The 24140-nt window shown below is 72.4% G+C and carries 22 protein-coding genes; 4 read left to right on the top strand and 18 right to left on the bottom strand.

Going from position 1 to position 24140, the window contains the following annotated elements; translation table 11 throughout:
- Positions 1 to 24: 24 nt before the first annotated feature.
- On the top strand, positions 25 to 1194 hold the full coding sequence (locus AC07F3_RS27875; protein ID WP_479117173.1) for an acyl-CoA dehydrogenase family protein: 1170 nt from the start codon (positions 25 to 27) through the stop codon (positions 1192 to 1194).
- Complete coding sequence (locus AC07F3_RS27870; protein WP_479117172.1) at positions 1191 to 2171, top strand: acyl-CoA dehydrogenase family protein; 981 nt, start codon at positions 1191 to 1193, stop codon at positions 2169 to 2171. Before AC07F3_RS27875 ends, AC07F3_RS27870 begins: the two co-directional genes overlap by 4 nt.
- A gap of 18 nt (positions 2172 to 2189) precedes the next feature.
- On the opposite strand, the gene AC07F3_RS27865 is transcribed toward AC07F3_RS27870, so the two are convergent.
- The 8 genes from AC07F3_RS27865 to AC07F3_RS27830 all read right to left on the bottom strand — a co-directional run bounded on the left by AC07F3_RS27865 (position 2190) and on the right by AC07F3_RS27830 (position 12998).
- The gene (locus AC07F3_RS27865) at positions 2190 to 2909 is read right to left on the bottom strand and encodes an SDR family oxidoreductase (RefSeq protein WP_479117171.1); all 720 of its coding nucleotides are present in this window, start codon (positions 2907 to 2909) and stop codon (positions 2190 to 2192) included.
- 58 nt (positions 2910 to 2967) lie between these two features.
- Positions 2968 to 3492, bottom strand: a complete 525-nt coding sequence (locus AC07F3_RS27860) for a pyridoxamine 5'-phosphate oxidase family protein (RefSeq protein WP_479117170.1) — start codon at positions 3490 to 3492, stop codon at positions 2968 to 2970.
- Between the two features lie 15 nt (positions 3493 to 3507).
- On the bottom strand, positions 3508 to 4071 hold the full coding sequence (locus tag AC07F3_RS27855; RefSeq protein WP_479117169.1) for a HutD/Ves family protein: 564 nt from the start codon (positions 4069 to 4071) through the stop codon (positions 3508 to 3510).
- 255 nt (positions 4072 to 4326) lie between these two features.
- On the bottom strand, positions 4327 to 5448 hold the full coding sequence (locus AC07F3_RS27850) for a hypothetical protein (RefSeq protein ID WP_479117168.1): 1122 nt from the start codon (positions 5446 to 5448) through the stop codon (positions 4327 to 4329).
- Entirely contained in the window at positions 5445 to 5663 is a 219-nt protein-coding gene (locus tag AC07F3_RS27845; RefSeq protein WP_479117167.1) for a hypothetical protein, read from the bottom strand. Before AC07F3_RS27845 ends, AC07F3_RS27850 begins: the two co-directional genes overlap by 4 nt.
- Before the next feature lie 187 nt (positions 5664 to 5850).
- Positions 5851 to 7311, bottom strand: a complete 1461-nt coding sequence (locus AC07F3_RS27840; RefSeq protein ID WP_479117166.1) for a glutamate synthase subunit beta — start codon at positions 7309 to 7311, stop codon at positions 5851 to 5853.
- Positions 7304 to 11869, bottom strand: a complete 4566-nt coding sequence (gltB, locus tag AC07F3_RS27835; protein WP_479117165.1) for a glutamate synthase large subunit — start codon at positions 11867 to 11869, stop codon at positions 7304 to 7306. The genes AC07F3_RS27840 and gltB overlap by 8 nt, the downstream gene beginning before the upstream one ends.
- Before the next feature lie 397 nt (positions 11870 to 12266).
- Positions 12267 to 12998: a VIT1/CCC1 transporter family protein gene (locus AC07F3_RS27830; RefSeq protein ID WP_479117164.1), complete on the bottom strand. Its 732-nt coding sequence runs from the start codon at positions 12996 to 12998 to the stop codon at positions 12267 to 12269.
- A 246-nt stretch (positions 12999 to 13244) separates the two neighbouring features.
- On the opposite strand from AC07F3_RS27830, the gene rbsK reads away from it, so the two are divergent.
- A complete protein-coding gene (rbsK, locus tag AC07F3_RS27825; protein ID WP_479117163.1) occupies positions 13245 to 14132 on the top strand; it encodes a ribokinase in 888 nt (295 codons plus the stop codon).
- Positions 14133 to 14246: 114 nt separating this feature from the next.
- Here the strand turns inward: rbsK and lgt are convergent, their stop codons facing one another.
- The 9 genes from lgt to AC07F3_RS27780 all read right to left on the bottom strand — a co-directional run bounded on the left by lgt (position 14247) and on the right by AC07F3_RS27780 (position 21149).
- Positions 14247 to 15203, bottom strand: a complete 957-nt coding sequence (gene lgt, locus AC07F3_RS27820; protein ID WP_479117162.1) for a prolipoprotein diacylglyceryl transferase — start codon at positions 15201 to 15203, stop codon at positions 14247 to 14249.
- 80 nt (positions 15204 to 15283) lie between these two features.
- Entirely contained in the window at positions 15284 to 16105 is an 822-nt protein-coding gene (locus tag AC07F3_RS27815; RefSeq protein WP_479117161.1) for a DsbA family protein, read from the bottom strand.
- Positions 16106 to 16189: 84 nt separating this feature from the next.
- On the bottom strand, positions 16190 to 17005 hold the full coding sequence (trpA, locus tag AC07F3_RS27810) for a tryptophan synthase subunit alpha (protein WP_479117160.1): 816 nt from the start codon (positions 17003 to 17005) through the stop codon (positions 16190 to 16192).
- Entirely contained in the window at positions 17002 to 18291 is a 1290-nt protein-coding gene (gene trpB / locus AC07F3_RS27805) for a tryptophan synthase subunit beta (protein WP_479117159.1), read from the bottom strand. Before trpB ends, trpA begins: the two co-directional genes overlap by 4 nt.
- A 151-nt stretch (positions 18292 to 18442) precedes the next feature.
- Entirely contained in the window at positions 18443 to 18520 is a 78-nt protein-coding gene (trpM, locus tag AC07F3_RS27800; RefSeq protein WP_479117374.1) for a tryptophan biosynthesis modulator TrpM, read from the bottom strand.
- Positions 18521 to 18589: 69 nt separating this feature from the next.
- A complete protein-coding gene (trpC, locus tag AC07F3_RS27795; protein ID WP_479117158.1) occupies positions 18590 to 19399 on the bottom strand; it encodes an indole-3-glycerol phosphate synthase TrpC in 810 nt (269 codons plus the stop codon).
- A gap of 166 nt (positions 19400 to 19565) precedes the next feature.
- A complete protein-coding gene (locus AC07F3_RS27790; RefSeq protein WP_479117157.1) occupies positions 19566 to 20006 on the bottom strand; it encodes a DUF2752 domain-containing protein in 441 nt (146 codons plus the stop codon).
- A 72-nt stretch (positions 20007 to 20078) separates the two neighbouring features.
- Complete coding sequence (locus AC07F3_RS27785; protein ID WP_344380344.1) at positions 20079 to 20348, bottom strand: HGxxPAAW family protein; 270 nt, start codon at positions 20346 to 20348, stop codon at positions 20079 to 20081.
- Positions 20349 to 20492: 144 nt separating this feature from the next.
- Entirely contained in the window at positions 20493 to 21149 is a 657-nt protein-coding gene (locus tag AC07F3_RS27780; RefSeq protein WP_479117156.1) for a TIGR02234 family membrane protein, read from the bottom strand.
- A 297-nt stretch (positions 21150 to 21446) separates the two neighbouring features.
- On the opposite strand from AC07F3_RS27780, the gene AC07F3_RS27775 reads away from it, so the two are divergent.
- Positions 21447 to 22661, top strand: coding sequence for a S53 family peptidase (locus AC07F3_RS27775; RefSeq protein WP_479117155.1), 1215 nt, complete (start codon positions 21447 to 21449; stop codon positions 22659 to 22661).
- On the opposite strand, the gene AC07F3_RS27770 is transcribed toward AC07F3_RS27775, so the two are convergent.
- Entirely contained in the window at positions 22651 to 24135 is a 1485-nt protein-coding gene (locus AC07F3_RS27770) for an anthranilate synthase component I (protein ID WP_479117154.1), read from the bottom strand. The genes AC07F3_RS27775 and AC07F3_RS27770 overlap by 11 nt on opposite strands.
- Positions 24136 to 24140: the final 5 nt, after the last annotated feature.

The raw sequence follows: 24140 nt of genomic DNA, 5'->3' as shown, positions 1-24140 counted from the left end.
AGGGAAGGATGGTGTGCCGTACCCATGGACCTGGACCCCACGCCCGACCAGGAGGCCTTCCGGGCCGAGGCGCGCGACTGGCTCGCGGCGCACGTGCCGACCGCGCCGCTGCCCTCCCTGGAGACCGAGGCCGGTTTCGCCGCGCACCGGGAGTGGGAGGCCCGGCTGTACGCGGACCGCTGGTCGGTGGTGTCGTGGCCCGAGGAGTACGGGGGCCGGGGCGTCGACATCTTCCGGTGGCTGGTCTTCGAGGAGGAGTACTTCGCGGCGGGCGGGCCCGGACGGGTCTCCCAGAACGGCATCAACCTGCTCGCGCCCACCCTGTTCGACCACGCCACCCCGGAGCAGCGCGCGCGGATCCTGCCCGCCATGGCGAGCGGCGCCACGATCTGGGCGCAGGCCTGGTCCGAGCCGGAGGCCGGCTCCGACCTCGCCTCGCTCAGGTCCAGGGCCGAGCGCACGCAGGGGGGCTGGCTGCTCTCGGGGCAGAAGACCTGGTCGTCGCGGGCCGCGTTCGCCGACCGCGCCTTCGGTATCTTCCGCACCGATCCGGCGGCGTCCAAGCCCCACCAGGGCCTGACCTATCTGATGTTCGACCTGCGGGCGCCCGGCGTGACGGTCCGGCCGATCGGCCGTCTGGACGGCAAGCCGGCGTTCGCCGAGCTCTTCCTCGACGACGTCTTCGTGCCGGACGAGGACGTGATCGGCGAGGTGGGCGCGGGGTGGCGCATCGCCATGTCGACGACCGGCAACGAGCGCGGCCTGATGCTGCGCTCCCCCGGCCGCTTCCTCGCCTCGGCCGCGCGCCTCGTGGAGCTGTGGCGCACGGCGGGCGACCCGGCGGACACCGCGTTGCGCGACCGGGTCGCGGACGCGGTGATCGGGGCACGCGCCTATCAGCTCTTCACCTGCGCCAACGCCTCGCGGTTCGCCGCGGGCGAGAGCATCGGCGCCGAGTCGAGCCTCAACAAGGTGTTCTGGTCGCGCTACGACATCGCCCTGCACGAGTGCGCGCTGGATCTGCTCGGCCCGTACGGCGAACTCTCCGACGAGGCCAGTGAGGCTCCGGCGTACGGGAGTTGGGCCGAGGGACACGTCTTCTCACTGGCCGGGCCGATCTACGCCGGTACGAACGAGATCCAGCGCGACATCATCGCCGAGCGCCTGCTCGGCCTGCCGAAGAGGCGCCGATGAGGTTCCTGCTCACCCCGGAGCAGCGCGCCTTCGCCCGCTCCCTGGACGCGATGCTGGCCGCCGCCGACACTCCCGCGGCGGTACGGGCCTGGAGCGCGGGGGACGCGCGACCCGGCCGCGCCCTGTGGTCCCGGGTCGCCGAAACCGAGGTGTTCGCGCTCGTCGCGCCGGAGGCGTACGAGGGTGCCGGGCTCCTGCCGGTCGAACTGGCCACCGCCTTCGTGGAGTTGGGACGACACGCGGTGCCCGGGCCGCTGGTGGAGACGGTGGCGGCGTGCACCCTGCTGGCCCGGCTTGCGGAGCTGGGCGAGCAGGGCCCCGCCAAGCGGCTGCTGCCCGGCCTGGTGTCGGGCGCGTGCGCGGCGAGCGTGCACTTCCCGGGGGCCGGTCCCTACGCGCTCGACGCGGACGCGGCCGACGCGCTCCTCGCGGTGACGGAGCAGGACGTGCGGCTCGCCCCGGGCCACGGCCCGGTCCAGCGCTCGGCCGACCCGGCACGGCGCCTGTCCCGCCCGCTGCCCGGCGGTGAACTGATCGCACACGGACCGCAGTTGACCGACGCGGTCCGCTACGCGACCACCTGGGCGCGGCTCGCGGCGGCCGGGCAGTGCCTCGGGGTCGCCGAGGCGTTGCTGGCCCGGACCGTGGCGTACGTCAAGCAGCGCACCCAGTTCGGTGCGCCCGTCGGCTCCTTCCAGGCGGTCAAGCACCGGCTCGCGGACACGCTGGTCGCGGTGGAGTTCGCGCGGCCGCTGCTGTACGGAGCCGCGCTGACGCTGTCGCCCGGCGAGGTGGCCGCGGCGAAGGTGACGGCCGGGGAGGCCGCGTACGCCGCCGCCCGCACCGCGCTGCAACTGCACGGCGCGGTCGGCTACACCGAGGAGCTCGACCTGTCGCTGTGGCTGCGCAAGGCACGGCCGCTCAGGGACGCGTGGGGAACGCCGTCGGAGTGCCGGGCGGCCGTCCTGGACGGCTGAGCGGGCGGGGCGGCCCGCTCAGTGGATCTGGCCCGTCGGGCGGACCACCAGGGTGTTCACCTCCACCCCGGCCGGCTGGGACAGCGCCCACACGATGGCCTCGGCCACGCGGTCCGGGGTCATCGAGGGGCCGTCCGGGACGACGCCCGCCGGGTGGCTCTCCCAGAACGGGCTGTCCACCCGGCCCGGCGCGACCAGGGTCACGCCGACGCCGGAGCCGGTGACCAGGACGCGGGTGTTCTCGGCGAGCGAGGTCAGCGCGCCCTTGCTGACCGAGTACATGTTGCCCGGCGTGTTCTTGACCCCCGCCGTGCTGCCCACCATCACGATGCGGCCGCCGCTCTCGGTGAGCGCGGGCAGCGCTGCCTTGACCAGGACGGCCGGACCGAGCACGTTCACCAGGAGCATCTCGCGCCAGTGCTCGGGGTCGCCGTCGGCGAGGTTGTCGTGGGTGGAGAACCCGGCGTTGGCGACGACGTGGTCGAGCCGCCCGAAGGTCTTGACGGTCGCCTCGACGGCCGCGCCGATCGACGCGAGGTCGGTGGTGTCGGCGGCGACCGCCAACACCCGCTCCCCCGCGCCCAGTTCGGCCGCGAAGGCGTCGAGCTTCGCCTGATCGCGGCCGGTGACCGCGACCCGGTGTCCGGCGGCCAGGAGCCGCCGGACGGTCTCGGCGCCGATCCCGCTCGCCCCGCCCGTGACGAGGGTGACCGCACCGCTGTCGTGTTCGCTGCTCATGAACTCCCCTGGATCCTCGCACGCGTCCGATGACCAGGCGACTCTAACTCCCGGGGGTTCAGGCGTCCTCGCGGGCCGACTCCTCGCCGTTGCCGCGCCGCAGCGTGCGCAGGGCGGCGCCCGGTCGCCAGGCCCGTACGACCAGTTCGTCGTTCTCCACGCCCGTGAACACGACCTCGGTCAGCTCGGCGCGAAAGAGGTGGAACGGCTCGGGCGGCTCCACCTTCGAGGCGAAGGACGCCTTCACCACGGGGTCGGTGACCTCTACGGCGCGGCCGCTGATCCGTACGTCGCCGTCCGCCATCTCGGCGTCCGGGCCCGGGTTCGCCTGCACCGCGAACCGGGGGTCACGGCGCAGGTCGCGCGCCTTCATCGAGTTCGGCATCATGCCGAGCCACAGCTCCCCGCCCTGGAACTCCACCTCCAGGCCGGTGACCCGGGGCGAGCCGTCCCTGCGCAGCGTCGCGAGCACATAGTGCTTGTACTTCCCGAACCGCGCCTCGACGCGCTCGGCGAACCGCGCCTCCGCCCGGCGGAACTCGCTCCAGCCGACCGCCGTGGTTCCTGTCTCCTTGGATGCCATGCGTCCAAGGAAACCTCAGATACCCGACACCTTGTGTCCGGATTGGCGCGGCGGCAGGGTGACGACGGCCGCGTACCCCTCGGCCCGCAGCACCGCCGCGCCCTCGTCGGTCAGGACCGCGTCGTACCGGCCCAGGCGCACCCCGTCGACCTGGGCGGGCGCGTCCAGGGCGACGACCAGGGCGGGCCCGGTGACCGTGAGGGTCCCGCGCACCACGGCGACCGCCGGGGCGGGGCCGCCTCTGCGGAACATCACGTTGAAGTTGACGACGGGGCCCGCCAGGAGGCGGCAGTCGGTGGCGGCGTCGCCGGGGAAGTGCTGCGGCACGAACCGCTCGTCCACCAGGCGCCGTTGGCCGCCCACGGTGAGGTCCATTCCGGCGCCCTCGACGACGGTGAGGACGCGGTCCACGCCCGGGAAGCCGGAGAAGGGGCCGTCCGCGCCCACCTCCGCGAGGCTGACGCGCCACTCGAAGTCCGCTGTCCCGGCGCCCTCGGGGTGGGCGGCGATGTTCCGGGTCACCCCGCCGCCGTTCTTCCACGGCACGGCCCCTCTGGCGGCGGCCCGCAGCGTCTTCACCCTTGCCCTCCCCGTTCCCTCGGCTTTTCCCGTGGTGGGGTGCCGAGGGTACGTGATGCGGGGCGCGGTGCCGGTGGGCCGGGTCCGGGCGCGCCCGGCTCCGCCCGGCGGAGGTGGCACGTCCGGTTCCGACCGTGCGTGGCTTGTCGCGCAGTTCCTCGCGCCCCTGGCGGGTTGCCCTGGCCCGCGTCGCGCCCGCGCGGCGGAGCCGCACGTGTCACAGCGCCGCGCCCTTGGCAGGGTCGTGATGGCCTGTCAGGGGGTGTCCTGGAAGGCGGGAAGGGTGAAGATGCGTTGTTTGGGGGCGTCTTCCATCAGTTCCACCAGGGGCAGGACCAGGTCCCACAGGTCCTGCTTGTCCACCTCTCGGGCCAGGGCGTCCAGGTCCTCGTCCGTCAGGGCGGCCGCCGCGTCGGCCACGACCTTGCGGGACGGTTCCGGCAGCAGCTCGACCAGGGGGAGGAACTCCGCCCACAGGGCCGTGGCCACCACCGCCGGAACGACTCCCGCGAGGACCGCGGGGTCCGTGAGGGAGGGCAGTACGGCGACGGAGCGGCGGTCCTCCTCGCTCAGTAGGGCGACCAGCGGGAGCAGCGACTCCCACAGGTCCTGCTCGGCCACCGTCCGTACCAGCGTGTCGAGCCGCTCCTGGGGCTGGCGCGCGGCCAGGGCGGCGATCCTGGCGCGCTGCTCGCCGGTCACCATCGAGGCGACCGCGAGCGCCTCGGGCCACAGCCCGTCGGCGGCCGAGGCGATGACCTGGGCGAGGCGCTCCTCGCCCATCAACTCGACGATGCGGGCGATGCGTTGGGGCTGGTCCACGGCGAAGCCGGTGCGCAGCACCACCGCGTCGTCGACCTGCGGCAGGATGCGGGTGAGCGCCGAGTCGCGCAGATGGCCGACGAACCGGCCCATGGTGAGGTGGTCGCCGCGTTCGGCGAGCGTGACCGAGATGCGGATCAGCAGGTTCTCGTCGAGGCGGTCCACGATGCCCGCGATGCGGCGCGGGTCGAGGTGGGCGCAGGACGCGGCGGTGAACGCGACGGGGAGCTTCTCGATGATGTCGGCGGCCCGGGCGGGTTCGAGGCGGCCCGCGACGGCGGCGGCGAGGCGCGGGCCGAGGGCCTTCTGCGAGATGGCGGCGGCCACCCCGGCGGGGACGAGCTTGGTGGCCCCGGCGATGCGGTCGAGCATGTCCGGCATGCCGTCGAAGAGGGCGGCCACCGCCTGTTCGCGGAGCTTCCTCAGGTCCTCGGCGGGCAGGCCGGCGAGGAAGGCGAGGCGTTCGGGGCGCTCGTCGAGCAGGGCGGCGAGCTTCTCGGTCTCGGCGCGGTTGCGGAGCTTGTCGCGGCTGTCCATGGCGGTCACCGGCCTCACTTGAAGAGGATGCGGCGGACGGGGCCGCGGGCGAGGGCGGGCACGAGCCCCAGGGCCGCTTCGGCGGCCTCGCCGAGACCGGCCGCGCGACGCTCGCGCTCCGTGCGCAACGCGTCGGCCAGAAGCGTCAGTTGACTGCTCGTCAGCCCGCCCAGCGAGTTCGGGGGCTCGGCCCCCAGCTCCGTACTCAGGTGCGCCAGCGCTTCGTTGCTCACGGGACCTCCCGGTGGCGGACGGCTGTTCGTCCCGAAAGGGTGGAGCGTTATTGACTATTAGTCAATACATCGCGGCGGCGGCATCGGCCCGCCCGGACACGCCGCGGCGCCCGCCCAGTCGTCCGGTCGGGGACAGTGGGGCGGGCGCCGGTCAGTTCCGCACGTCGTTGTGCGGGACGATGAGGGGTCAGACCGTCAGGGCGCGGTCCGTGGGGCGGATCGGGGCGGGCAGGTCGCTCGCACCGGTCAGATAGCGGTCGACGCCACGGGCCGCCGAACGGCCCTCGGCGATCGCCCAGACGATCAGGGACTGGCCGCGGCCCGCGTCACCGGCGACGAACACGCCGTCGACGTTGGTCGCGAAGTCCGCGTCGCGCGCGACGTTGCCGCGCTCGTCGAGCTCCAGGCCGAACTGGGCCACCAGGCCGTTGGCCTGGTCGGTGCCGGTGAAGCCCATGGCGAGGGTGACCAGCTGGGCGGGGATGCTCCGCTCGGTGCCCGGCTTCGGGGTGAGCTTGCCGTCCACGAACTCGACCTCGGTCAGGTGCAGGGACTGCACGTTCCCGTCCTCGTCGCCCTCGAAGTGGGTGGTCGAGACCGAGTAGACGCGCTCGCCGCCCTCCTCGTGCGCGGAGGTCACCTTGTAGAGCATGGGGAACGTCGGCCAGGGCTGGCCCGGGTTCCGCTCGTCGCCCGGCCGCGGCATGATCTCCAGCTGGGTGACGGAGGCCGCGCCCTGGCGGTGGGCGGTGCCCACGCAGTCCGCGCCGGTGTCGCCGCCGCCGATCACGACCACGTGCTTGCCCTCGGCCGTGATGGGCGGGGCCACGAAGTCGCCCTCCTGGACCTTGTTCGCGAGCGGCAGGTACTCCATCGCGAAGTGGATGCCGTTCAGCTCGCGGCCCGGGACCGGCAGGTCGCGGGAGACCGTGGCACCGGCGGCGATGACGACGGCGTCGTAGCGCTTGCGCAGCTTCGCGGCGTCGATGTCGCGGCCGATCTCGACCTCGGTGCGGAACTTGGTGCCCTCCGCGCGCATCTGCTCGATGCGGCGGTTGATGTGCACCTTCTCCATCTTGAACTCGGGGATGCCGTAGCGCAGCAGGCCGCCGATGCGGTCGGCGCGCTCGTACACGGCGACCGTGTGGCCGGCCCGGGTCAGCTGCTGGGCGGCGGCCAGGCCCGCGGGGCCCGAGCCGATGACCGCGACGGTCTTGCCGGACAGCCGCTCGGGCGCCTGCGGCTTGACGTCGCCCGTGTCCCACGCCTTGTCGATGATCGAGACTTCGACGTTCTTGATGGTGACGGCGGGCTGGTTGATGCCGAGCACGCACGCCGACTCGCAGGGCGCCGGGCACAGCCGCCCGGTGAACTCCGGGAAGTTGTTGGTGGCGTGCAGGCGCTCGGAGGCGGCCTGCCAGTCCTCGCGGTAGGCGTAGTCGTTCCACTCGGGGATGAGGTTCCCCAGCGGACAGCCGTTGTGGCAGAACGGGATGCCGCAGTCCATGCAGCGCCCGGCCTGCTTGCTGATGATCGGCAGCAGCGAACCGGGAACGTAGACCTCGTTCCAGTCCTTGACGCGCTCGCCCACCGGGCGGGTCTTGGCGACCTCGCGCCCGGTGGTCAGGAAGCCCTTGGGGTCAGCCATTGGTCGCCGCCTCCATCATCTTCTCGGTGGTCTCCTGCTCGGAGAGACCGGCGAGCTCAGCGGCGTCCTTGGCGGCGAGCACGGCCTTGTACGTGGTCGGGATGATCTTGCTGAAGCGGCCCACGTTCACGGACCAGTCGGCGAGCAGCTTCTCGGCGACCGTCGAGCCGGTCTCCTCGAAGTGGCGGCGCACGACGTCGTGCAGCCACTGCTCGTCCGTGTCGCTCAGGCCCTCGATGGCGTTCAGGTTCCCGGAGTTGACGTTGTCCCGGTCGAGGTCGATGACGTAGGCGATGCCGCCGGACATGCCGGCCGCGAAGTTGCGCCCGGTCTCGCCGAGGACGACCGCGTGGCCGCCGGTCATGTACTCGCAGCCGTGGTCGCCCACGCCCTCCGAGACGACGGTCGCGCCCGAGTTGCGGACGCAGAAGCGCTCGCCGGTGCGGCCGCGCAGGAACAGCTCGCCGCCGGTCGCGCCGTACGCGATGGTGTTGCCCGCGATCGTCGAGTACTCGGCGAGGTGCTCGGCGCCCCGGTCCGGGCGGACGATGACGCGGCCGCCGGAGAGGCCCTTGCCGACGTAGTCGTTGGCGTCGCCCTCCAGGCGCAGGGTCACGCCGCGCGGCACGAAGGCGCCGAAGGACTGGCCCGCCGAGCCGGTGAAGGTGATGTCGATGGTGTCGTCGGGCAGGCCCGCGCCACCGAACTTCTTCGTCACCTCGTGGCCGAGCATGGTGCCCACGGTCCGGTTGATGTTCCGGATCGCGATCTGCGCGCGGACCGGCTGCGCGGCCTCCGCGGACTCGGCCTCCAGGGCGTCGGCGGCGAGCTTGATGAGCTCGTTGTCCAGCGCCTTCTCCAGGCCGTGGTCCTGCTCGACCGCCGCGTGGCGCACGGCGCCCTCGGGCAGCTCGGGCACGTAGAACAGCGGCTCCAGGTCGAGGCCCTGGGCCTTCCAGTGCGTCACGGCCCGGTCGGTGTCGAGGAGTTCGGCGTGACCGACGGCCTCCTCGATCGTACGGAAGCCGAGCTCGGCCAGGATCTCGCGGACCTCTTCGGCGATGAACTCGAAGAAGTTCACCACGAATTCGGGCTTGCCGGAGAAGCGGTCGCGCAGGACCGGGTTCTGGGTGGCGATGCCGACCGGGCAGGTGTCCAGGTGGCAGACGCGCATCATGACGCAGCCGGAGACGACGAGCGGCGCGGTCGCGAAACCGAACTCCTCGGCGCCGAGCAGCGCGGCGATGATCACGTCGCGGCCGGTCTTGAGCTGGCCGTCGGTCTGCACCACGATGCGGTCGCGCAGGCCGTTGAGCAGCAGGGTCTGCTGGGTCTCGGCGAGGCCGAGCTCCCAGGGGCCGCCCGCGTGCTTGAGCGAGGTCAGCGGGGAGGCGCCGGTTCCGCCGTCGTGGCCGGAGATGAGGACGACGTCCGCGTGTGCCTTGGAGACACCGGCGGCGACCGTCCCGACGCCGACCTCGGACACGAGCTTCACGTGGATGCGCGCGGCCGGGTTGGCGTTCTTGAGGTCGTGGATCAGCTGGGCCAGATCCTCGATGGAGTAGATGTCGTGGTGCGGCGGCGGCGAGATGAGGCCGACGCCCGGCGTCGAGTGACGCGTCTTGGCGACCCACGGGTAGACCTTGTGGCCGGGCAGCTGGCCGCCCTCGCCGGGCTTGGCGCCCTGCGCCATCTTGATCTGGATGTCGTCCGCGTTGACCAGGTACTCGCTGGTGACACCGAAGCGGCCGGAGGCGACCTGCTTGATGGACGAGCGGCGCGCCGGGTCGTAGAGGCGGTCCGCGTCCTCGCCGCCCTCACCGGTGTTGGACTTGCCGCCCAGTTGGTTCATGGCGATGGCGAGCGTCTCGTGCGCCTCGCGCGAGATGGAGCCGTACGACATGGCGCCGGTCGAGAAGCGCTTGACGATCTCGGAGACCGGCTCGACCTCGTCGAGGGGGATCGACGGGCGGTCGGAGTTGAAGCCGAAGAGGCCGCGCAGCGTCATGAGCCGCTCGGACTGCTCGTTCACGCGGTCGGTGTACTTCTTGAAGATGTCGTAGCGCTTGGTGCGGGTGGCGTGCTGGAGGCGGAAGACCGTCTCCGGGTCGAACAGGTGCGGCTCGCCCTCGCGGCGCCACTGGTACTCGCCGCCGATCTCCAGCGCGCGGTGCGCGGAGGGGACGCCGGAGGCGGGGTACGCCTTGGCGTGGCGGGCGGCGACCTCCTTGGCGACGACGTCGAGACCGGCGCCGCCGATCTTGGTGGCGGTGCCGATGAAGTACTTCTGCACGAAGGCCTCGTCGAGACCGACGGCCTCGAAGACCTGGGCGCCCCGGTAGGAGGCGACCGTGGAGATGCCCATCTTGGACATGACCTTGAGGACGCCCTTGCCGAGCGCGTAGATCAGGTTGCGGATGGCCTGCTCGGGCTCCAGGCCCTCGATGAAGGTGCCGGCCCGGACCAGGTCCTCGACGGACTCCATCGCGAGGTACGGGTTGACCGCCGCGGCGCCGTACCCGATGAGCAGGGCGACATGGTGCACCTCGCGGACGTCACCGGCCTCGACGAGCAGCCCCACCTGGGTGCGCTGCTTCGTGCGGATGAGGTGGTGGTGGACGGCGGCGGTGAGCAGCAGCGAGGGGATCGGCGCGTGCTCGGCGTCGGAGTGCCGGTCGGAGAGCACGATCAGGCGGGCGCCGCCCTCGATCGCGGCGTCGGTCTCCTGGCAGATGGCCTCGATGCGGGCGGCGAGCGCGTCGCCGCCGCCGGAGACGCGGTAGAGACCGGAGAGCGTGGCGGCCTTCATGCCGGGCATGTCGCCGTCGGCGTTGATGTGGATCAGCTTCGCCAGCTCGTCGTTGTCGATGACCGGGAAGGGCAGCGTGACGCTGCGGCACGAGGCGGCGGTCGGCTCCAGGAGGTTGCCCTGCGGGCCGAGCGTGGAGCGCAGGCTGGTCACCAGCTCTTCGCGGATCGCGTCCAGCGGCGGGTTGGTGACCTGCGCGAACAGCTGGGTGAAGTAGTCGAAGAGCAGCCGGGGGCGCTCGGAGAGCGCGGCGATCGGCGAGTCCGTGCCCATGGAGCCGAGCGGCTCTCCGGCGGTGCGGGCCATCGGCGCGAGGATGACGCGGAGCTCTTCCTCGGTGTAGCCGAAGGTCTGCTGGCGGCGGGTGACCGAGGCGTGGGTGTGCACGATGTGCTCACGCTCGGGCAGGTCCTCCAGCTCGATCTCGCCGGCTTCCAGCCACTCCTTGTACGGGTTCTCGGCGGCAAGGGACGCCTTGATCTCGTCGTCCTCGATGATGCGGTGCTCGGCGGTGTCGACGAGGAACATCCTGCCGGGCTGCAGGCGGCCCTTGCGGACGACCTTCGCCGGGTCGATGTCGAGCACGCCGACCTCGGAGGACAGGACCACGAGGCCGTCGTCGGTGACCCAGTACCGGCCCGGGCGCAGACCGTTGCGGTCGAGGACGGCGCCGACCTGGGTGCCGTCGGTGAAGGTGATGCAGGCCGGGCCGTCCCAGGGCTCCATCATCGTGGAGTGGAACTGGTAGAAGGCGCGGCGTGCCGGGTCCATCGACTCGTGGTTCTCCCACGCCTCGGGGACCATCATCAGGACCGAGTGGGGCAGCGAACGCCCGCCGAGGTGGAGGAGTTCGAGCACCTCGTCGAAGGAGGCGGAGTCGGAGGCGTCCGGCGTGCAGACGGGGAAGATGCGGTCGAGCTTCCCGGCGCCGGAGTTGAAGAGGTTCGACGCGAGCTGGGACTCGCGGGCCACCATCCAGTTGCGGTTGCCCTTGACCGTGTTGATCTCGCCGTTGTGCGCGACGAAGCGGTACGGGTGGGCCAGCGGCCAGCTCGGGAAGGTGTTCGTGGAGAACCGCGAGTGCACGAGGGCGACGGCGGTGGCGCAGCGGCGGTCGGAGAGGTCCGGGAAGAACGGCTCCAGCTGGCCGGTGGTCAGCATGCCCTTGTAGACGATGGTCCGGGCGGAGAGCGACGGGAAGTAGACACCGGCCTCCCGCTCGGCGCGCTTGCGCAGCACGAAGGCCTTGCGGTCCAGCGCGATCCCGGCCGAGTCGCCGTCGGCGACGAACAGCTGGCGGAAGGCGGGCATGGTGGCGCGGGCGCCGTTGCCGAGCAGTTCGGGGGTGACGGGGACCTCGCGCCAGCCCAGCACGGTGAGCCCCTCCTCACCGGCGATCGTCTCGATCTTCGAGACGGCCTCGCTGGTGTCCTCCAGGGGCAGGAAGGCGATACCGACGGCGTACGAGCCCGCCTCGGGCAGCTCGAAGTCCGTGACCTCGCGCAGGAACGCGCCCGGCACCTGGAACAGGATGCCGGCGCCGTCGCCGGAGTCCGGCTCGGAGCCGGTGGCACCGCGGTGTTCCAGATTGCGCAGTACGGTCAGGGCCTGCTCGACCAGCTCATGGCTGGCAACACCGGTGAGGGTGGCCACGAACCCGACACCGCAGGCGTCGTGCTCGTTACGGGGGTCGTACATCCCCTGCTGGGCGGGGCGACCGTCCATGGGCGACCAGGCGTCGGAACGCATCGGCTCTCCCGTCGTCGTCTTGGCGAATGTGGCCTCCCCGGGCTCGATCGCGGTCGAGATTCAGGGGAGCGTGCCGAGGGACGACGTTGGCCCTCTGCGAAATTTCGTGCAGGTTACATGATGGAGTGAATCTCGGGAACCGGATAGCGCATTCCAACATGCGGACACCCGACCAGGGGCTTCATTGCCCAGGGGGACGCACGGGAGTGCGGTTCTCGGGTGTGTACGGCCTATGCCCGGCGGTAAAAGATCCGAAACCGCCGAGTAACGATTATTTATGTGGCCGCTTGCATACTCCGCCATTCTACGGCGCGTGGCCGTCAAGCGCGCAGGACGTACGTCACACGGGGCGGCGCCGAACGGCACCGCCCCGTGTGAGGACTCGCGTACGCCCCGGTCAGCCGATGGCGGTCCCGAAGAAGGAGCCGAGCCCGAAGGTCAGGGCGGCGGCCAGACCGCCGAGCGCCAGCTGGCGCAGGCCGCTGAACCACCACGAGCGGGCCGTCACCTTGGCGACCACCGCGCCGCAGCCGAACAGGCCGATCAGCGCGAGCAGCACCGCGGGCCACAGCGCGGTCGCGCCGAGCAGGTACGGCAGCAGGGGCAGCAGCGCGCCGAGCGCGAAGGAGGCGAAGGAGGACACCGCGGCCACGGCGGGCGAGGGCAGGTCGGAGGGGTCGATGCCGAGCTCCTCGCGGGCGTGGATCTCCAGCGCCTGCTCGGGGTCGCGCGACAGCTGCCGGGCGACCTCGCGGGCGAGCCCCGGCTCGACTCCGCGCGACACGTACAGCTCGGCGAGCTCGCGCTCCTCGTCGGCCGGGTGCTTGCGCAACTCCCGCCGCTCGATGTCGAGTTCGGCCTCGACGAGCTCACGCTGCGAGGCGACCGAGGTGTACTCGCCCGCCGCCATCGAGAAGGCGCCCGCCGCGAGGCCGGCGAGGCCGGTGATGACGATGGTCTGGTGCGCCACCGCGCCACCCGCGACACCGGTCATCAGGGCGAGGTTGGAGACCAGTCCGTCCATCGCGCCGAACACCGCCGGGCGCAGCCAGCCACCGTTGACGTCGCGGTGGGTGTGGTTGTCGCGGTGCGCCTCGTGCAGCGTCGCTTCGGTATCGATGATGGACACAGCTATCCCCTTGCTTTCAGCCGCGGGCACCGTTCGCGTCCCGCGCCCCCTCAACACCGTCGAAAATACGCGCGATGTAAGGGCCGCGCCAGCAAGTAAGGCCTTACTTAGTGAGGTTGGGCTCAGTAAGCAAGGCCTTGCTGAGGTGGTCAGAGGGCCCGCGGAATCCCCTTCGCGCGGCCCTCGCGGAACGCGCCGGACCCCCCGGACCCACGGAACCGGCCGCCCAGGGTGGACAATCCCGGCATGACCCGCATCACCGTGCTCGGCAGCACCAACATGGACCTCGTCGCGTACGTCACCACCGCGCCCCGCAGCGGCGAGACCGTCACCGGCCACGAGTTCCGCACCGTCCCCGGCGGCAAGGGCGCCAACCAGGCCATCGCCGCCGCCCGCGCCGGAGCGGAGGTGTCGATCATCGGCGCGGTCGGCACGGACGAGTTCGGCGACCGGCTGCGTGCCGCGCTCGAACACTCCGGCGTCGACGTCGACCTGCTGCGCACCACCGAGGGCGCATCGGGCACCGCCCACATCGTGGTCGACCGCGACGGCGCCAACGCGATCGTCGTCATCCCCGGCGCCAACGGCTCGGTCACCTCGCTCAGCCACGCGGACCGGGCGGTGATCGCCGAGGCCCGGTCGCTGCTGCTCCAGCTGGAACTGCCGATGAGCGCGGTCGTGGCGGGAGCCGAGACCGCCCGGCGCAACGGCGTCCGGACGATCCTGACGCCCTCGCCCGCCCGGCCGCTGCCCGCCGAACTCCTCGCCGTCACCGACCTGTTGGTGCCCAACGAGCACGAGGCGGCCACCCTCACGGGCATCTCCGGCGACCCGGAACGGGCCGCGCGGGCGCTCCTCGCCCACGTCCCCGAGGTCGTGATCACGCTGGGCGCCCGGGGCTGTCTGTACGCGGCCAGGTCGCAGCGGGAGCCGGTGGCGGTGCTCGCCCCGCCGGTCACCGCCGTGGACACCACCGGCGCCGGTGACACCTTCGTGGGCGCGCTCGCCGTGGCGCTGGCCGAGGGCCGCACGATGACCGACGCACTCACCTGGGCGTCCACCGCGGCCGCGCTGTCGGTGCAGCGACCGGGGGCCGCGACCTCGATGCCGTACCGCACGGAGATCGACGCGTAGGCCCTCCGGGCGGGGGCGGGCCGATGTCAGGGGCGGGCCGGAACGGGTGGTGCCGCCCAGTACCCCGGGCCCGCTCCTCGGACACCGGAGGGGCTCAGTGCGCGGCCCCTCCGCTCAGGCCTTCTTCGGCTCCGGCTCCGAGGACACCGACTCCGCCCTCGGCTCGTCGGTCGGCTCATCGGTGGGCTCGGCGTCCTCGCCGGGCTTCTTCTCCAGGGAGACCTCGCCGGCCTGCGCGGAGGACGGCGCGTCGTCCTGGGCGCCGGGCTCGACGATCTCCTCGCGGCCGGGCCGCAGCTTCGTCGAGATCACGATGTACGCGATCGCGAGCACGAAGATGACGCCGGCCGTCCAGTCGTTGAGGCGCACGCCCAGGAAGTGGTGGGCCTCGTCGACCCGCATGGCCTCGATCCAGAACCGGCCCGCGCAGTACGCGGCGACGTACACCGCGAACGCCCGGCCGTGGCCCAGCTTGAAGCGGCGGTCGGCCCAGATGACCAGGAAGCCGACGCCGACGCACCACAGCGACTCGTACAGGAAGGTCGGGTGGTAGGTGCCCGCGATCCGGTTCGGGCCCTCGCTGATCTTCAGGGCCCAGGGCACGTCGGTGGGGCGGCCGTACAGCTCCTGGTTGAACCAGTTGCCCCAGCGGCCGATCGCCTGGGCGAAGGCGAGGCCGGGGGCCAGCGCGTCGGCCCAGGCGGGCAGCGGGATGCCGCGGCGGCGGCAGCCGATCCAGGCGCCGACCGCGCCGAGCGCGACCGCGCCCCAGATGCCGAGGCCGCCCTCCCAGATCTTGAAGGCGCCGACCCAGTCCTCACCGTCGCTGAAGTACAGCTGGTAGTCGGTGATGACGTGGTAGAGCCGGCCGCCCACGAGTCCGAAGGGCACCGCCCAGACGGCGATGTCGGCGACGGTGCCCGAGCGGCCGCCGCGGGCGATCCACCGCTTGTTGCCGTACCAGACGGCGACGAAGACACCGATGATGATGCAGAAGGCGTAGCCGCGCAGCGGGATCGGTCCGAGGTGGATCACGCCGGTCGACGGGCTGGGGATGTAGGCAAGTTCCATGGCAGGGTCGACGCTACCGTGCCGGGCGGGCGCGGCGGCAACCCGCCCGGCAACTTATGAGTAACGAGAGCCCCGGCGGCTCAGGAGGCCGGGGTCGCCTTCCCGGCCGGCTTGCCCTTGTTGGCCGCGGCCACCCACTTCTTCAGGTTGGCCGGGCTGATCTGCTCGCTGCCCTTGGTCGGGAAGATCGATTCGCCGTTGAGCTGCACGGTCGGCGTGCCGTTGAACTTGCCCGCCTGGAACGCCTCGTTGGACTTCACGACCCAGCTGCTGTGCGTGCCGTTCTCGACGCAGGAGCGGAAGGCCGGCGTGTCCAGGCCCGGGACCTTCTTGGCCAGATCGAGCAGCTTGTTGTTGTCGGCGTACGCGTCGTCCGTCTCGTCGGGCTGGTTGGTGTAGAGGACGTCGTGGTACGCGGAGAACTTCCCCGCGTCCTGGGCGCAGCCCGCCGCGTTGGCCGCGTGGAGCGAGCCCCTGCCGCGGGTCTTGTCGTCGATGAGGGTGGCCAGGTGGTACTGGACGCGGATCTGGCCGCTGTTCTCCAGCTCGTGAATGGTGGACCTGAAGCCGTTCTCGAACGCCGCGCAGGCCGGGCAGCGGAAGTCCTCCCACACCGTGAGCGTGGAGGGGGCGTCGGCGGCGCCGACCGGGATGGCCAGGTTGTCCTTGTCGTCGGCGCCGGTGGGCGCCACCACCGGGCCGCTGGTGCTCGCGCTCTTGGCGCCGTCGCCGCCGCCCGTGTTGGCGGCGATCACACCGATCACGGCGGCCAGGCCGAGCACGCAGACCACGGCCCCGGCCACGATCAGCTGCCGTCGGCGGCGCTCGCCCGCCTTCTGCTGCTCGCGTTCTTTGATGAGCCGGTCTCGCGCGGCCCGCTTCGCTTCACGGTTGTCACTCACACCCGCAGCAACGAACCGGGGAGGCACGCCCGTGCCTCCCCGGTCCCACTTCCACCCGTAAGGATGAGGTGTGCGACGAGCGCGCTACGACACCCGGCGAACGCCCTCGGCGAGCTCGGCCGCCAGTTCCCGTACGGCGGTGAGGCCCGCCGCGTGGTCGGGCGCGTCCAGCATGAGCTTGACGAAGGCCGAGCCCACGATCACGCCGTCCGCGAAGGACGCGACCTCCTTGGCCTGGACCGCGTTCGAGACGCCGAGGCCCACGCAGACCGGGAGTTCGGTGGTGGCCCGGGTGCGGCGCACCAGGTCCTCGGCCGAGGCGCCGACCGACGCGCGGGTGCCCGTGACGCCCATCAGGGAGGCCGCGTACACGAAGCCGGAACCGGCCGCCGTGATGGTGGCGAGGCGCTCGTCCCGACTGCTCGGGGCGACCACGAAGACCGTGCCGAGGCCGTGCTTCTCGGCGTGCTCGCGCCACAGGCCCGCCTCCTCGACCGGCAGGTCGGGCAGGATGCAGCCCGCGCCGCCCGCCTCGGCGAGCTCGGCGGTGAAGCGCTCGACGCCGTAGCGGTCGACCGGGTTCCAGTACGTCATGACCAGGACCGGCTTGCCGGTGGCGGCGTGGGCCTCGCGGACCGTGCGCAGCACGTCGGCGATCTTCACACCGCCCTTGAGGGCGATGTCGTCGGCGGTCTGGATGACGGGGCCGTCCAGGACCGGGTCGCTGTGCGGGAGGCCGACCTCGACCACGTCGGCGCCGCCGTCGAAGACCGCCTTGACCGCCTCGATGCCGCCGTCGACGGTCGGGAAGCCGGCCGGCAGATAGGCGATGAGCGCGGCCCGGTTCTCCGCCTTCGCCCGGGCGAGGGTGTCGTCGAGCAGCCTTACGTTCCCGCTCACTTCGCGTCTCCCTCGATCTCGGCGAGGCCCGCGGCGTCGGCGGCCACCTCGGCGTCGGTGCCGTACAGGCCGAAGTAGCGCGCGGCGGTGTCCATGTCCTTGTCGCCGCGGCCGGACAGGTTGATCACGATCAGACCGTCCTTGCCGAGCTCCTTGCCCACGTCGAGCGCGCCCGCGAGCGCGTGCGCCGACTCGATCGCCGGGATGATGCCCTCGGTGCGCGAGAGCAGCCGCAGGGCCTGCATCGCCGCGTCGTCGGTGACCGCGCGGTACTCGCCGCGGCCGATGTCCTTGAGGTAGGAGTGCTCGGGGCCGATGCCCGGGTAGTCCAGGCCCGCCGAGATCGAGTAGGGCTCGGTGATCTGGCCCTCCTCGTCCTGGAGGACGTAGGACCGCGAGCCGTGCAGGATGCCGGGCTCGCCCGCGGTCAGGGTGGCCGCGTGCTCGCCGGTCTCCACGCCGTGGCCGGCCGGCTCGCAGCCGATGAGGCGTACGGAGGCGTCCGGGATGAAGGCGTGGAACAGGCCGATCGCGTTGGAGCCGCCGCCCACGCAGGCCACCGCCGCGTCGGGCAGGCGTCCGGCGCGCTCCAGGAGCTGGCGACGGGCCTCGACGCCGATCACGCGGTGGAAGTCGCGCACCATCGCGGGGAAGGGGTGCGGTCCCGCGACCGTGCCGAACAGGTAGTGGGTGCGGTCGACGTTGGCGACCCAGTCGCGGAACGCCTCGTTGATGGCGTCCTTGAGGGTGCGGCTGCCGGAGGCGACCGGCACGACCTCGGCGCCCAGCATGCGCATCCGGGCGACGTTGAGCGCCTGGCGCTGGGTGTCGATCTCGCCCATGTAGATGGTGCACTCGAGACCGAACAGGGCGCAGGCGGTGGCGGTGGCGACGCCGTGCTGGCCCGCTCCCGTCTCCGCGATGACCCGGGTCTTGCCCATGCGCTTGGTGAGCAGCGCCTGGCCGAGCACGTTGTTGATCTTGTGCGAGCCGGTGTGGTTCAGGTCCTCGCGCTTGAGGAAGACCCGGGCGCCGCCCGCGTGCTCGGCGAACCGGGGCACCTCGGTCAGCGCGCTGGGGCGGCCGGTGTAGTTGACCATGAGGTCGTTGAGCTCGGCCGCGAAGGCGGGGTCGTGCTTGGCCTTGTCGTACTCGACGGCCACCTCGTCGACCGCGGCGACCAGCGCCTCGGGGATGAACTTGCCGCCATACGCGCCGAAGTAGCCCTGGGGGCTGGGGACTTGACCCTGTGGGTCGGGTACGAAGAACTCGTTCTCGTGGGACATGCGGATACCTCGCGGGGCGTCGCGGCCCCGGGTCCTGGGTCGGCTGATGGGCACGGGTGGGCGGAACGCCGCGGCGGGTGCGCGTGGTCGTGCGTCCGCCCGCGTATCGGCCGGTCGCGCACTTCCCCGCGCCCCTGAGGGGGCGCTCAGCTCAGCCGCGTCGCCATCGCATGCCGTTGACCTGGCCCGGCTCCGAGCCGATCACGTACCGCACGCGCCGTCCGTGCACCCGGCGCGCCGGAGCGCGGCAGCCGCGGGGGCGGCAACCGGGTGCGAGGCGGACGGCGAGGGACACGGGTCAGCTCCGCCCGTGGCGCAGGGCCGGGTGGGCGCCCGCGGCGACCAGGTCGGCGACGGCCGCGCGCGGGTCCTTGCCGGTGACCAGGGACTCGCCGACCAGCACGGCGTCGGCGCCCGCGTTGGCGTACGCGATGAGGTCGTGCGGGCCGCGGACACCGGACTCGGCGATCTTGACGATGTGGTTCGGGATCTCCGGGGCGACCCGCTCGAAGGTGGTCCGGTCGACCTTGAGGTCCTTCAGATTGCGCGCGTTGACGCCGATGATCCTGGCGCCCGCGTCGACGGCCCGCTCGACCTCGTCCTCGTCGTGCACCTCGACCAGCGGGGTCAGCCCGATCGACTCGGCGCGCTCGATCAGCGACACCAGGGCCGGCTGGTCCAGGGCGGCCACGATGAGCAGCGCGAGGTCGGCGCCGTGCGCGCGGGCCTCCCACAGCTGGTAGGCCGTTACGATGAAGTCCTTGCGCAGGACCGGGATGTCGACCTTGGCGCGGACGGCCTCCAGGTCGGCGAGGGAGCCGCCGAAGCGGCGCTGCTCGGTCAGGACGGAGATGACGGACGCGCCGCCCGCCTCGTAGTCGGCGGCGAGCGCTGCCGGGTCCGCGATGGCGGCGAGCGCGCCCTTGGAGGGGCTGGAGCGCTTGACCTCGCAGATGACCTTCACGCCGTCGCCACGCAGGGCCGCGACGCCGTCACGGGCCGCGGGCGCCTTGGCGGCGCGCTCCTTGAGCTCGTCGAGGCTGACACGCGCCTGCCGCTCTGCGAGGTCGGCGCGGACGCCTTCGATGATCTCGTCGAGCACACTCACGCGAGCGGCCCCCTTCCGGGACGGTGATGTCGGTCAGGACGAGGGTGACGCGCACGAGCGGTCACGATCAGCCATGACGATGGTATCCGCACCGGGGCGAACGGGTCGCATCCGGTTGACCGGCGTCCCAGCAATTGGGACGTCACCTGCGGATTCGCCGACTGCGTCAGGGCGCGAGCGCGGAGCCGAACGGCAGGTTCCGGACCACCGAGAACACCACCACGACCGATCCGATCAGCCACCACTGGCGGTCGCTCGGCGCGAAGCGCAGGGGCAGCCCCCGGGCCGAGCGGACGGCCCACAGGACCCAGCCGACGGCGAAGAGCAGGTAGCCGATGACGGCCAGCGCGTTGGAGTGCACGGCCGCCGCGAAGTGCCCGGTGATGAAGTCGTGCGCGCTGCGCAGCCCGCCGCAGCCCGGGCAGTACACGCCGGTGAGCCGGAAGAGCGGGCAGATGGGGTAGTGGCCCGGCTGGTTCGGGTCGACCAGGCCCACGTACGCGAAGGCCGAGGCCACCGCGCCGAGCGTGCCCAGCGGCACGAGGAGCCTGCGGGCCGGGGTGTCCGCCGGGCGGGCCTGGGCGGGGTTCGGCTGGGCTGCGTCCACTGGGTGATTGTCCCCGTTCACATGGAAAGGCGCAGCCCCTCGGGGCTGCGCCTCGCGCGGTGGCGGTCGGACTCAGCCGGCCTGGGCCTCGAGACGGGCGCGCACCTTGGCGGCGGCGTCCTCGCGCATGCGGGCGATCTCGGGCGTGTCCTTGGGGGTGCCGAGGCCGGCCATCTTCATGACGCCGCCGACGACGGCGGCGATGCCGAGGAGCGCGATGCCGGCCCAGAAGCCCACCGGGTTGGCGGCCACTATGAAGACGCAGGTCACGCAGAATCCGATGAAGGCAATGATGACACCGGTCCAGGCTGCCGGGGTGTGGCCGTGGCCGCTCTTCGCCATGGGGGTTGCTCCTCGTAGGTGTTTCCGTGTTGTCGTCGTCGTGGTCGGCGCTGGTGGTCGGCGCTGTCGTGGCTCTGGCGCTGTCGCCGAACCCGACGCTCGTTGCCATTGTCCCGCACCGCGGGCGATGCCCGAGTGCGGGGGTCAGCTCTCGCGCGTCGGGTCCTCGCCGCGGTCCAGCGCCTTCCAGAGTTCCTCGGGGCGCTCCGGGTCGGGCGCGGTGCGCGCCTTGCGCGGGCGGGGGGTGCCGTCGCGCTCGTAGCGGCCGCCCATCGCGGGCCACGCCGCGCCGAAGCGGAGCGCGAGGAGCCCGGCGAGCAGGAGCAGCACGCCGCCCGCGACGGCGACGTAGGGCCAGCCGGTGTGGGTGAGGGCGCCGACCGTGGCGGCGGCGTCGCCGCTGGCCTTGGCCGCCTTCTCGTCCAGGGCCGCGCTGTCGCCGACGCCGAGCCAGGCGGTCACGGCGGCCCCGGCACCGCTGAGCGTGAGCAGCACGGCGACCAGGACGCGGCCCGCGCCGCGCACGGCGAAGACGGCCACCAGGGCGGCCAGGCCGACGATCGCGAGGGCGGAGGGGACGCCGGTGATGTCGCCGCCGGAGGCCTTCAGCGGCAGCGCGCCGCCGCCGACGGCCGCGTTGCCGCGCGCCCAGGTCTGCCCGGAGGCCATCAGGACGACGGCGGCGCCGACGGCGCCGGCGAGCACTGCGGCGGCCAGGCTGCGGCGGCCGCCGCCGCGGGCGGACGGCGCGGCTGCTTCGGCACGGGGCTGGGGTACGGATGCGGCACTCACGTACTCCACTATCGCCTGCGCGCGGCCCGGAGCCTCACCCGGGGCCCGCGTCCTTGCCACGGCGGCGGCCCACGGGGAACCAAGAGCGGGCAATCGAACGGCCATCGCCTGTCCCCGAACCGCCCGTGAACCCTCCCCCAACGGGTCTCGAAGGCAAAGCGGCGATAGAGATTCCGGCCGGTGTCTTGTTGGCATGCCCGCATCACCCCTAGGTTCACCGCCGGTCCGTGCCGCACACCACGCGGTACGGCCCGCACCGCGCACCCCCCACGACTCCTGGTTCACCCACCACACGGAGGCAGTACGTTGCGCAGATCCCTCTCCCCCACCGCCCCGACCGCGATCCTGGCCGCGACGGCGCTCGCCCTGGCGGCTCCCCTCGCCCAGGCGGCCACCCCGTCGTCCCCGGCGCACGTCACCACCGCCCGCTCCTGCGCGGCCCCCACGCGCGTGGACGACATGGCGTGCAAGGCGCTCAAGGTGACCGGCGGCAAGGTCGCGTCCGCCGACGCCGAGCGCGCGCTGACCGCCGCCGCGCCCTCCGGCTACGGCCCCGCCTCGCTCCAGGCCGCCTACAAACTGCCGTCGGCTACGGCCGGTTCGGGCCGGACCGTGGCCATCGTCGACGCCTACGACGATCCCAACGCCGAGTCCGACCTCGCGACCTACCGCGCCCAGTACGGGCTCGCGGCCTGCACCACGGCCAACGGCTGCTTCCGGAAGGTCGGCCAGAGCGGCACCTCCAAGCTGCCGCGCGCCAACGCCGGCTGGGCCGAGGAGATATCCCTCGACCTCGACATGGTCAGCGCGGCCTGCCCCAACTGCAAGATCCTGCTGGTCGAGGCCTCCACGTCGTCCATGACCAACCTCGGCACCGCCGTGAACACCGCGGTGTCCCTCGGCGCGAAGTACGTCTCCAACAGCTACGGCGGCGGCGAGTCGTCCTCCGACTCCTCCTACGACACCACGTACTTCAACCACCCGGGCGTCGCCATCACCGTGAGCTCCGGTGACGGCGGGTACGGCGTGGAGTACCCGGCGGCCTCCCGCTACGTCACCGCCGTCGGCGGCACCTCGCTCAACACCGCCTCCAACAGCCGCGGTTGGACCGACAGCGTGTGGAGCGGCGCCGGCTCCGGCTGCTCCGGCTACGACGCCAAACCGAGCTGGCAGAAGGACACCGGCTGCGCGAAGCGGACCGTCGCCGACGTCTCTGCGGTCGCCGACCCGCAGACCGGGGTCGCGGTCTACGACACCTACGGCCAGGACACCGGCTGGGAGGTGTTCGGCGGCACCAGCGCCTCCTCGCCCCTGATCGCCGCGGTGTACGCGCTGGCGGGCGCCCCGTCCTCGGGCTCCACGCCGGCCTCGTTCCCGTACGCCCACACCGGTTCGCTCAACGACGTGACGAGCGGCTCCAACGGCAGCTGCTCCCCGGCCTACCTGTGCCAGGGAAGCAGCGGCTACGACGGCCCGTCGGGGCTCGGCACCCCGAACGGGACCGCCGCGTTCACCGGCTGAGCCGGTTGGCGGTGTTGACGGCGCGCAGGACGGCGGCCGCCTTGTTGCGGCACTCGGCGTCCTCGGCCGCCGGGTCGGAGTCGGCGACCACGCCGGCTCCGGCCTGCACGTACGCCGTGCCGTCCCGCAGCAGCGCGGTGCGGATCGCGATGGCGGTGTCGGAGTCCCCGGCGAAGTCGAGGTAGCCGACACAGCCCCCGTAGAGCCCGCGGCGGCTGGGTTCGAGCTCCTCGATGATCTGCATCGCACGGGGCTTGGGGGCGCCGGAGAGCGTGCCGGCCGGGAAACAGGCCGTCAGGACGTCGAAGGCGGTGCGTCCCTCGGCGACCCGGCCGGTCACGGTCGACACGATGTGCATCACGTGCGAGTACCGCTCGATCGACATGAAGTCCACGACCTCCACCGAACCGGGTTCGCACACCCGGCCCAGGTCGTTGCGGCCGAGGTCGACGAGCATGAGGTGCTCGGCGCGCTCCTTGGGGTCGCCGAGCAGCTCGTCGGCAAGCGCCTGGTCGCGCTGCGGGGTGGCGCCGCGCGGCCGGGTCCCGGCGATCGGGTGGAGCATCGCCCGCCCGTCCTCGACCTTGACGAGCGCCTCGGGGCTGGAGCCGACGACGTCGAAGCCGTCGAAGCGGAACAGGTACATGTACGGCGACGGGTTGGTCGCGCGCAGCACCCGGTAGACGTCCAACGCGCTGGCGTGGCACGGGGTTTCGAAGCGCTGCGAGGGCACCACCTGGAAGGCCTCGCCGGCCCGGATGCGCTCTTTGACGTCCTCGACGGCGTCCTGGTAGGCCGCCCCGCCCCACAGCGCCGTGTACGCGGGCAGTTCCGACTCGGGCAGCGCGACCGGCGCGTACTCGACGGGCTTCGCGAGGTCGGCCTGCATCGCGTCGAGCCGGGCCACGGCGTCCTGGTACGCCTCGTCGACGCCGGTGTCGAGGTCGTTGTGGTTGATCGCGTTGGCGATCAGCAGGACCGAGCCGTCCCAGTGGTCGAGGACCGCGAGGTCGGAGGTGAGCAGCATGGTCAGCTCGGGCAGCTTCAGGTCGTCGCCCCCGTGCTCGCCGATCCGCTCCAGGCGGCGCACGATGTCGTAGCCGAGGTAGCCGACCATGCCGCCGGTGAAGGGCGGCATGTGGGCGACCAGGTCGCGCGGCGTGTGCAGGGCCTCGACGGTGGCCTTCAGGGCCGCCAGAGGATCACCCGAAGTGGGGACACCGACCGGCGGCGTGCCGAGCCAGTGGGCCTCGCCGTCGCGGACGGTGAGGGTCGCGGCGGAGCGCACGCCGACGAAGGAGTACCGCGACCAGGACCTGCCGTTCTCGGCCGATTCGAGCAGAAAGGTGCCGGGCCGCTCGGCGGCGAGCTTGCGGTAGAGGCCCACCGGGGTGTCGCCGTCCGCGAGCAGGCGGCGGTGGACCGGGATGACCCGGCGGTCGACGGCGAGCTTGCGGAAGGTGTCCAGGTCCATGACGG

The organism is Streptomyces sp. NPDC045846 (genome assembly GCF_056431605.1).
Note: the sequence above shows the minus strand (reverse complement) of the source record. Positions and strands in the feature narration are given on the sequence as shown.

Bases quoted from the DNA above. Each gene is read 5' to 3' on its own strand.
- AC07F3_RS27865 (WP_479117171.1), bottom strand. From the start codon at position 2,909: ATGAGCAGCGAACACGACAGCGGTGCGGTCACCCTCGTCACGGGCGGG.
- AC07F3_RS27770 (WP_479117154.1), bottom strand. From the start codon at position 24,135: ATGGACCTGGACACCTTCCGCAAGCTCGCCGTCGACCGCCGGGTCATC.
- AC07F3_RS27860 (WP_479117170.1), bottom strand. From the start codon at position 3,492: ATGGCATCCAAGGAGACAGGAACCACGGCGGTCGGCTGGAGCGAGTTC.
- rbsK (WP_479117163.1), top strand. From the start codon at position 13,245: ATGACCCGCATCACCGTGCTCGGCAGCACCAACATGGACCTCGTCGCG.
- AC07F3_RS27875 (WP_479117173.1), top strand. From the start codon at position 25: ATGGACCTGGACCCCACGCCCGACCAGGAGGCCTTCCGGGCCGAGGCG.
- AC07F3_RS27840 (WP_479117166.1), bottom strand. From the start codon at position 7,311: ATGGCTGACCCCAAGGGCTTCCTGACCACCGGGCGCGAGGTCGCCAAG.
- AC07F3_RS27785 (WP_344380344.1), bottom strand. From the start codon at position 20,348: ATGGCGAAGAGCGGCCACGGCCACACCCCGGCAGCCTGGACCGGTGTC.
- lgt (WP_479117162.1), bottom strand. From the start codon at position 15,203: ATGGAACTTGCCTACATCCCCAGCCCGTCGACCGGCGTGATCCACCTC.
- AC07F3_RS27870 (WP_479117172.1), top strand. From the start codon at position 1,191: ATGAGGTTCCTGCTCACCCCGGAGCAGCGCGCCTTCGCCCGCTCCCTG.
- trpB (WP_479117159.1), bottom strand. From the start codon at position 18,291: ATGTCCCACGAGAACGAGTTCTTCGTACCCGACCCACAGGGTCAAGTC.
- gltB (WP_479117165.1), bottom strand. From the start codon at position 11,869: ATGCGTTCCGACGCCTGGTCGCCCATGGACGGTCGCCCCGCCCAGCAG.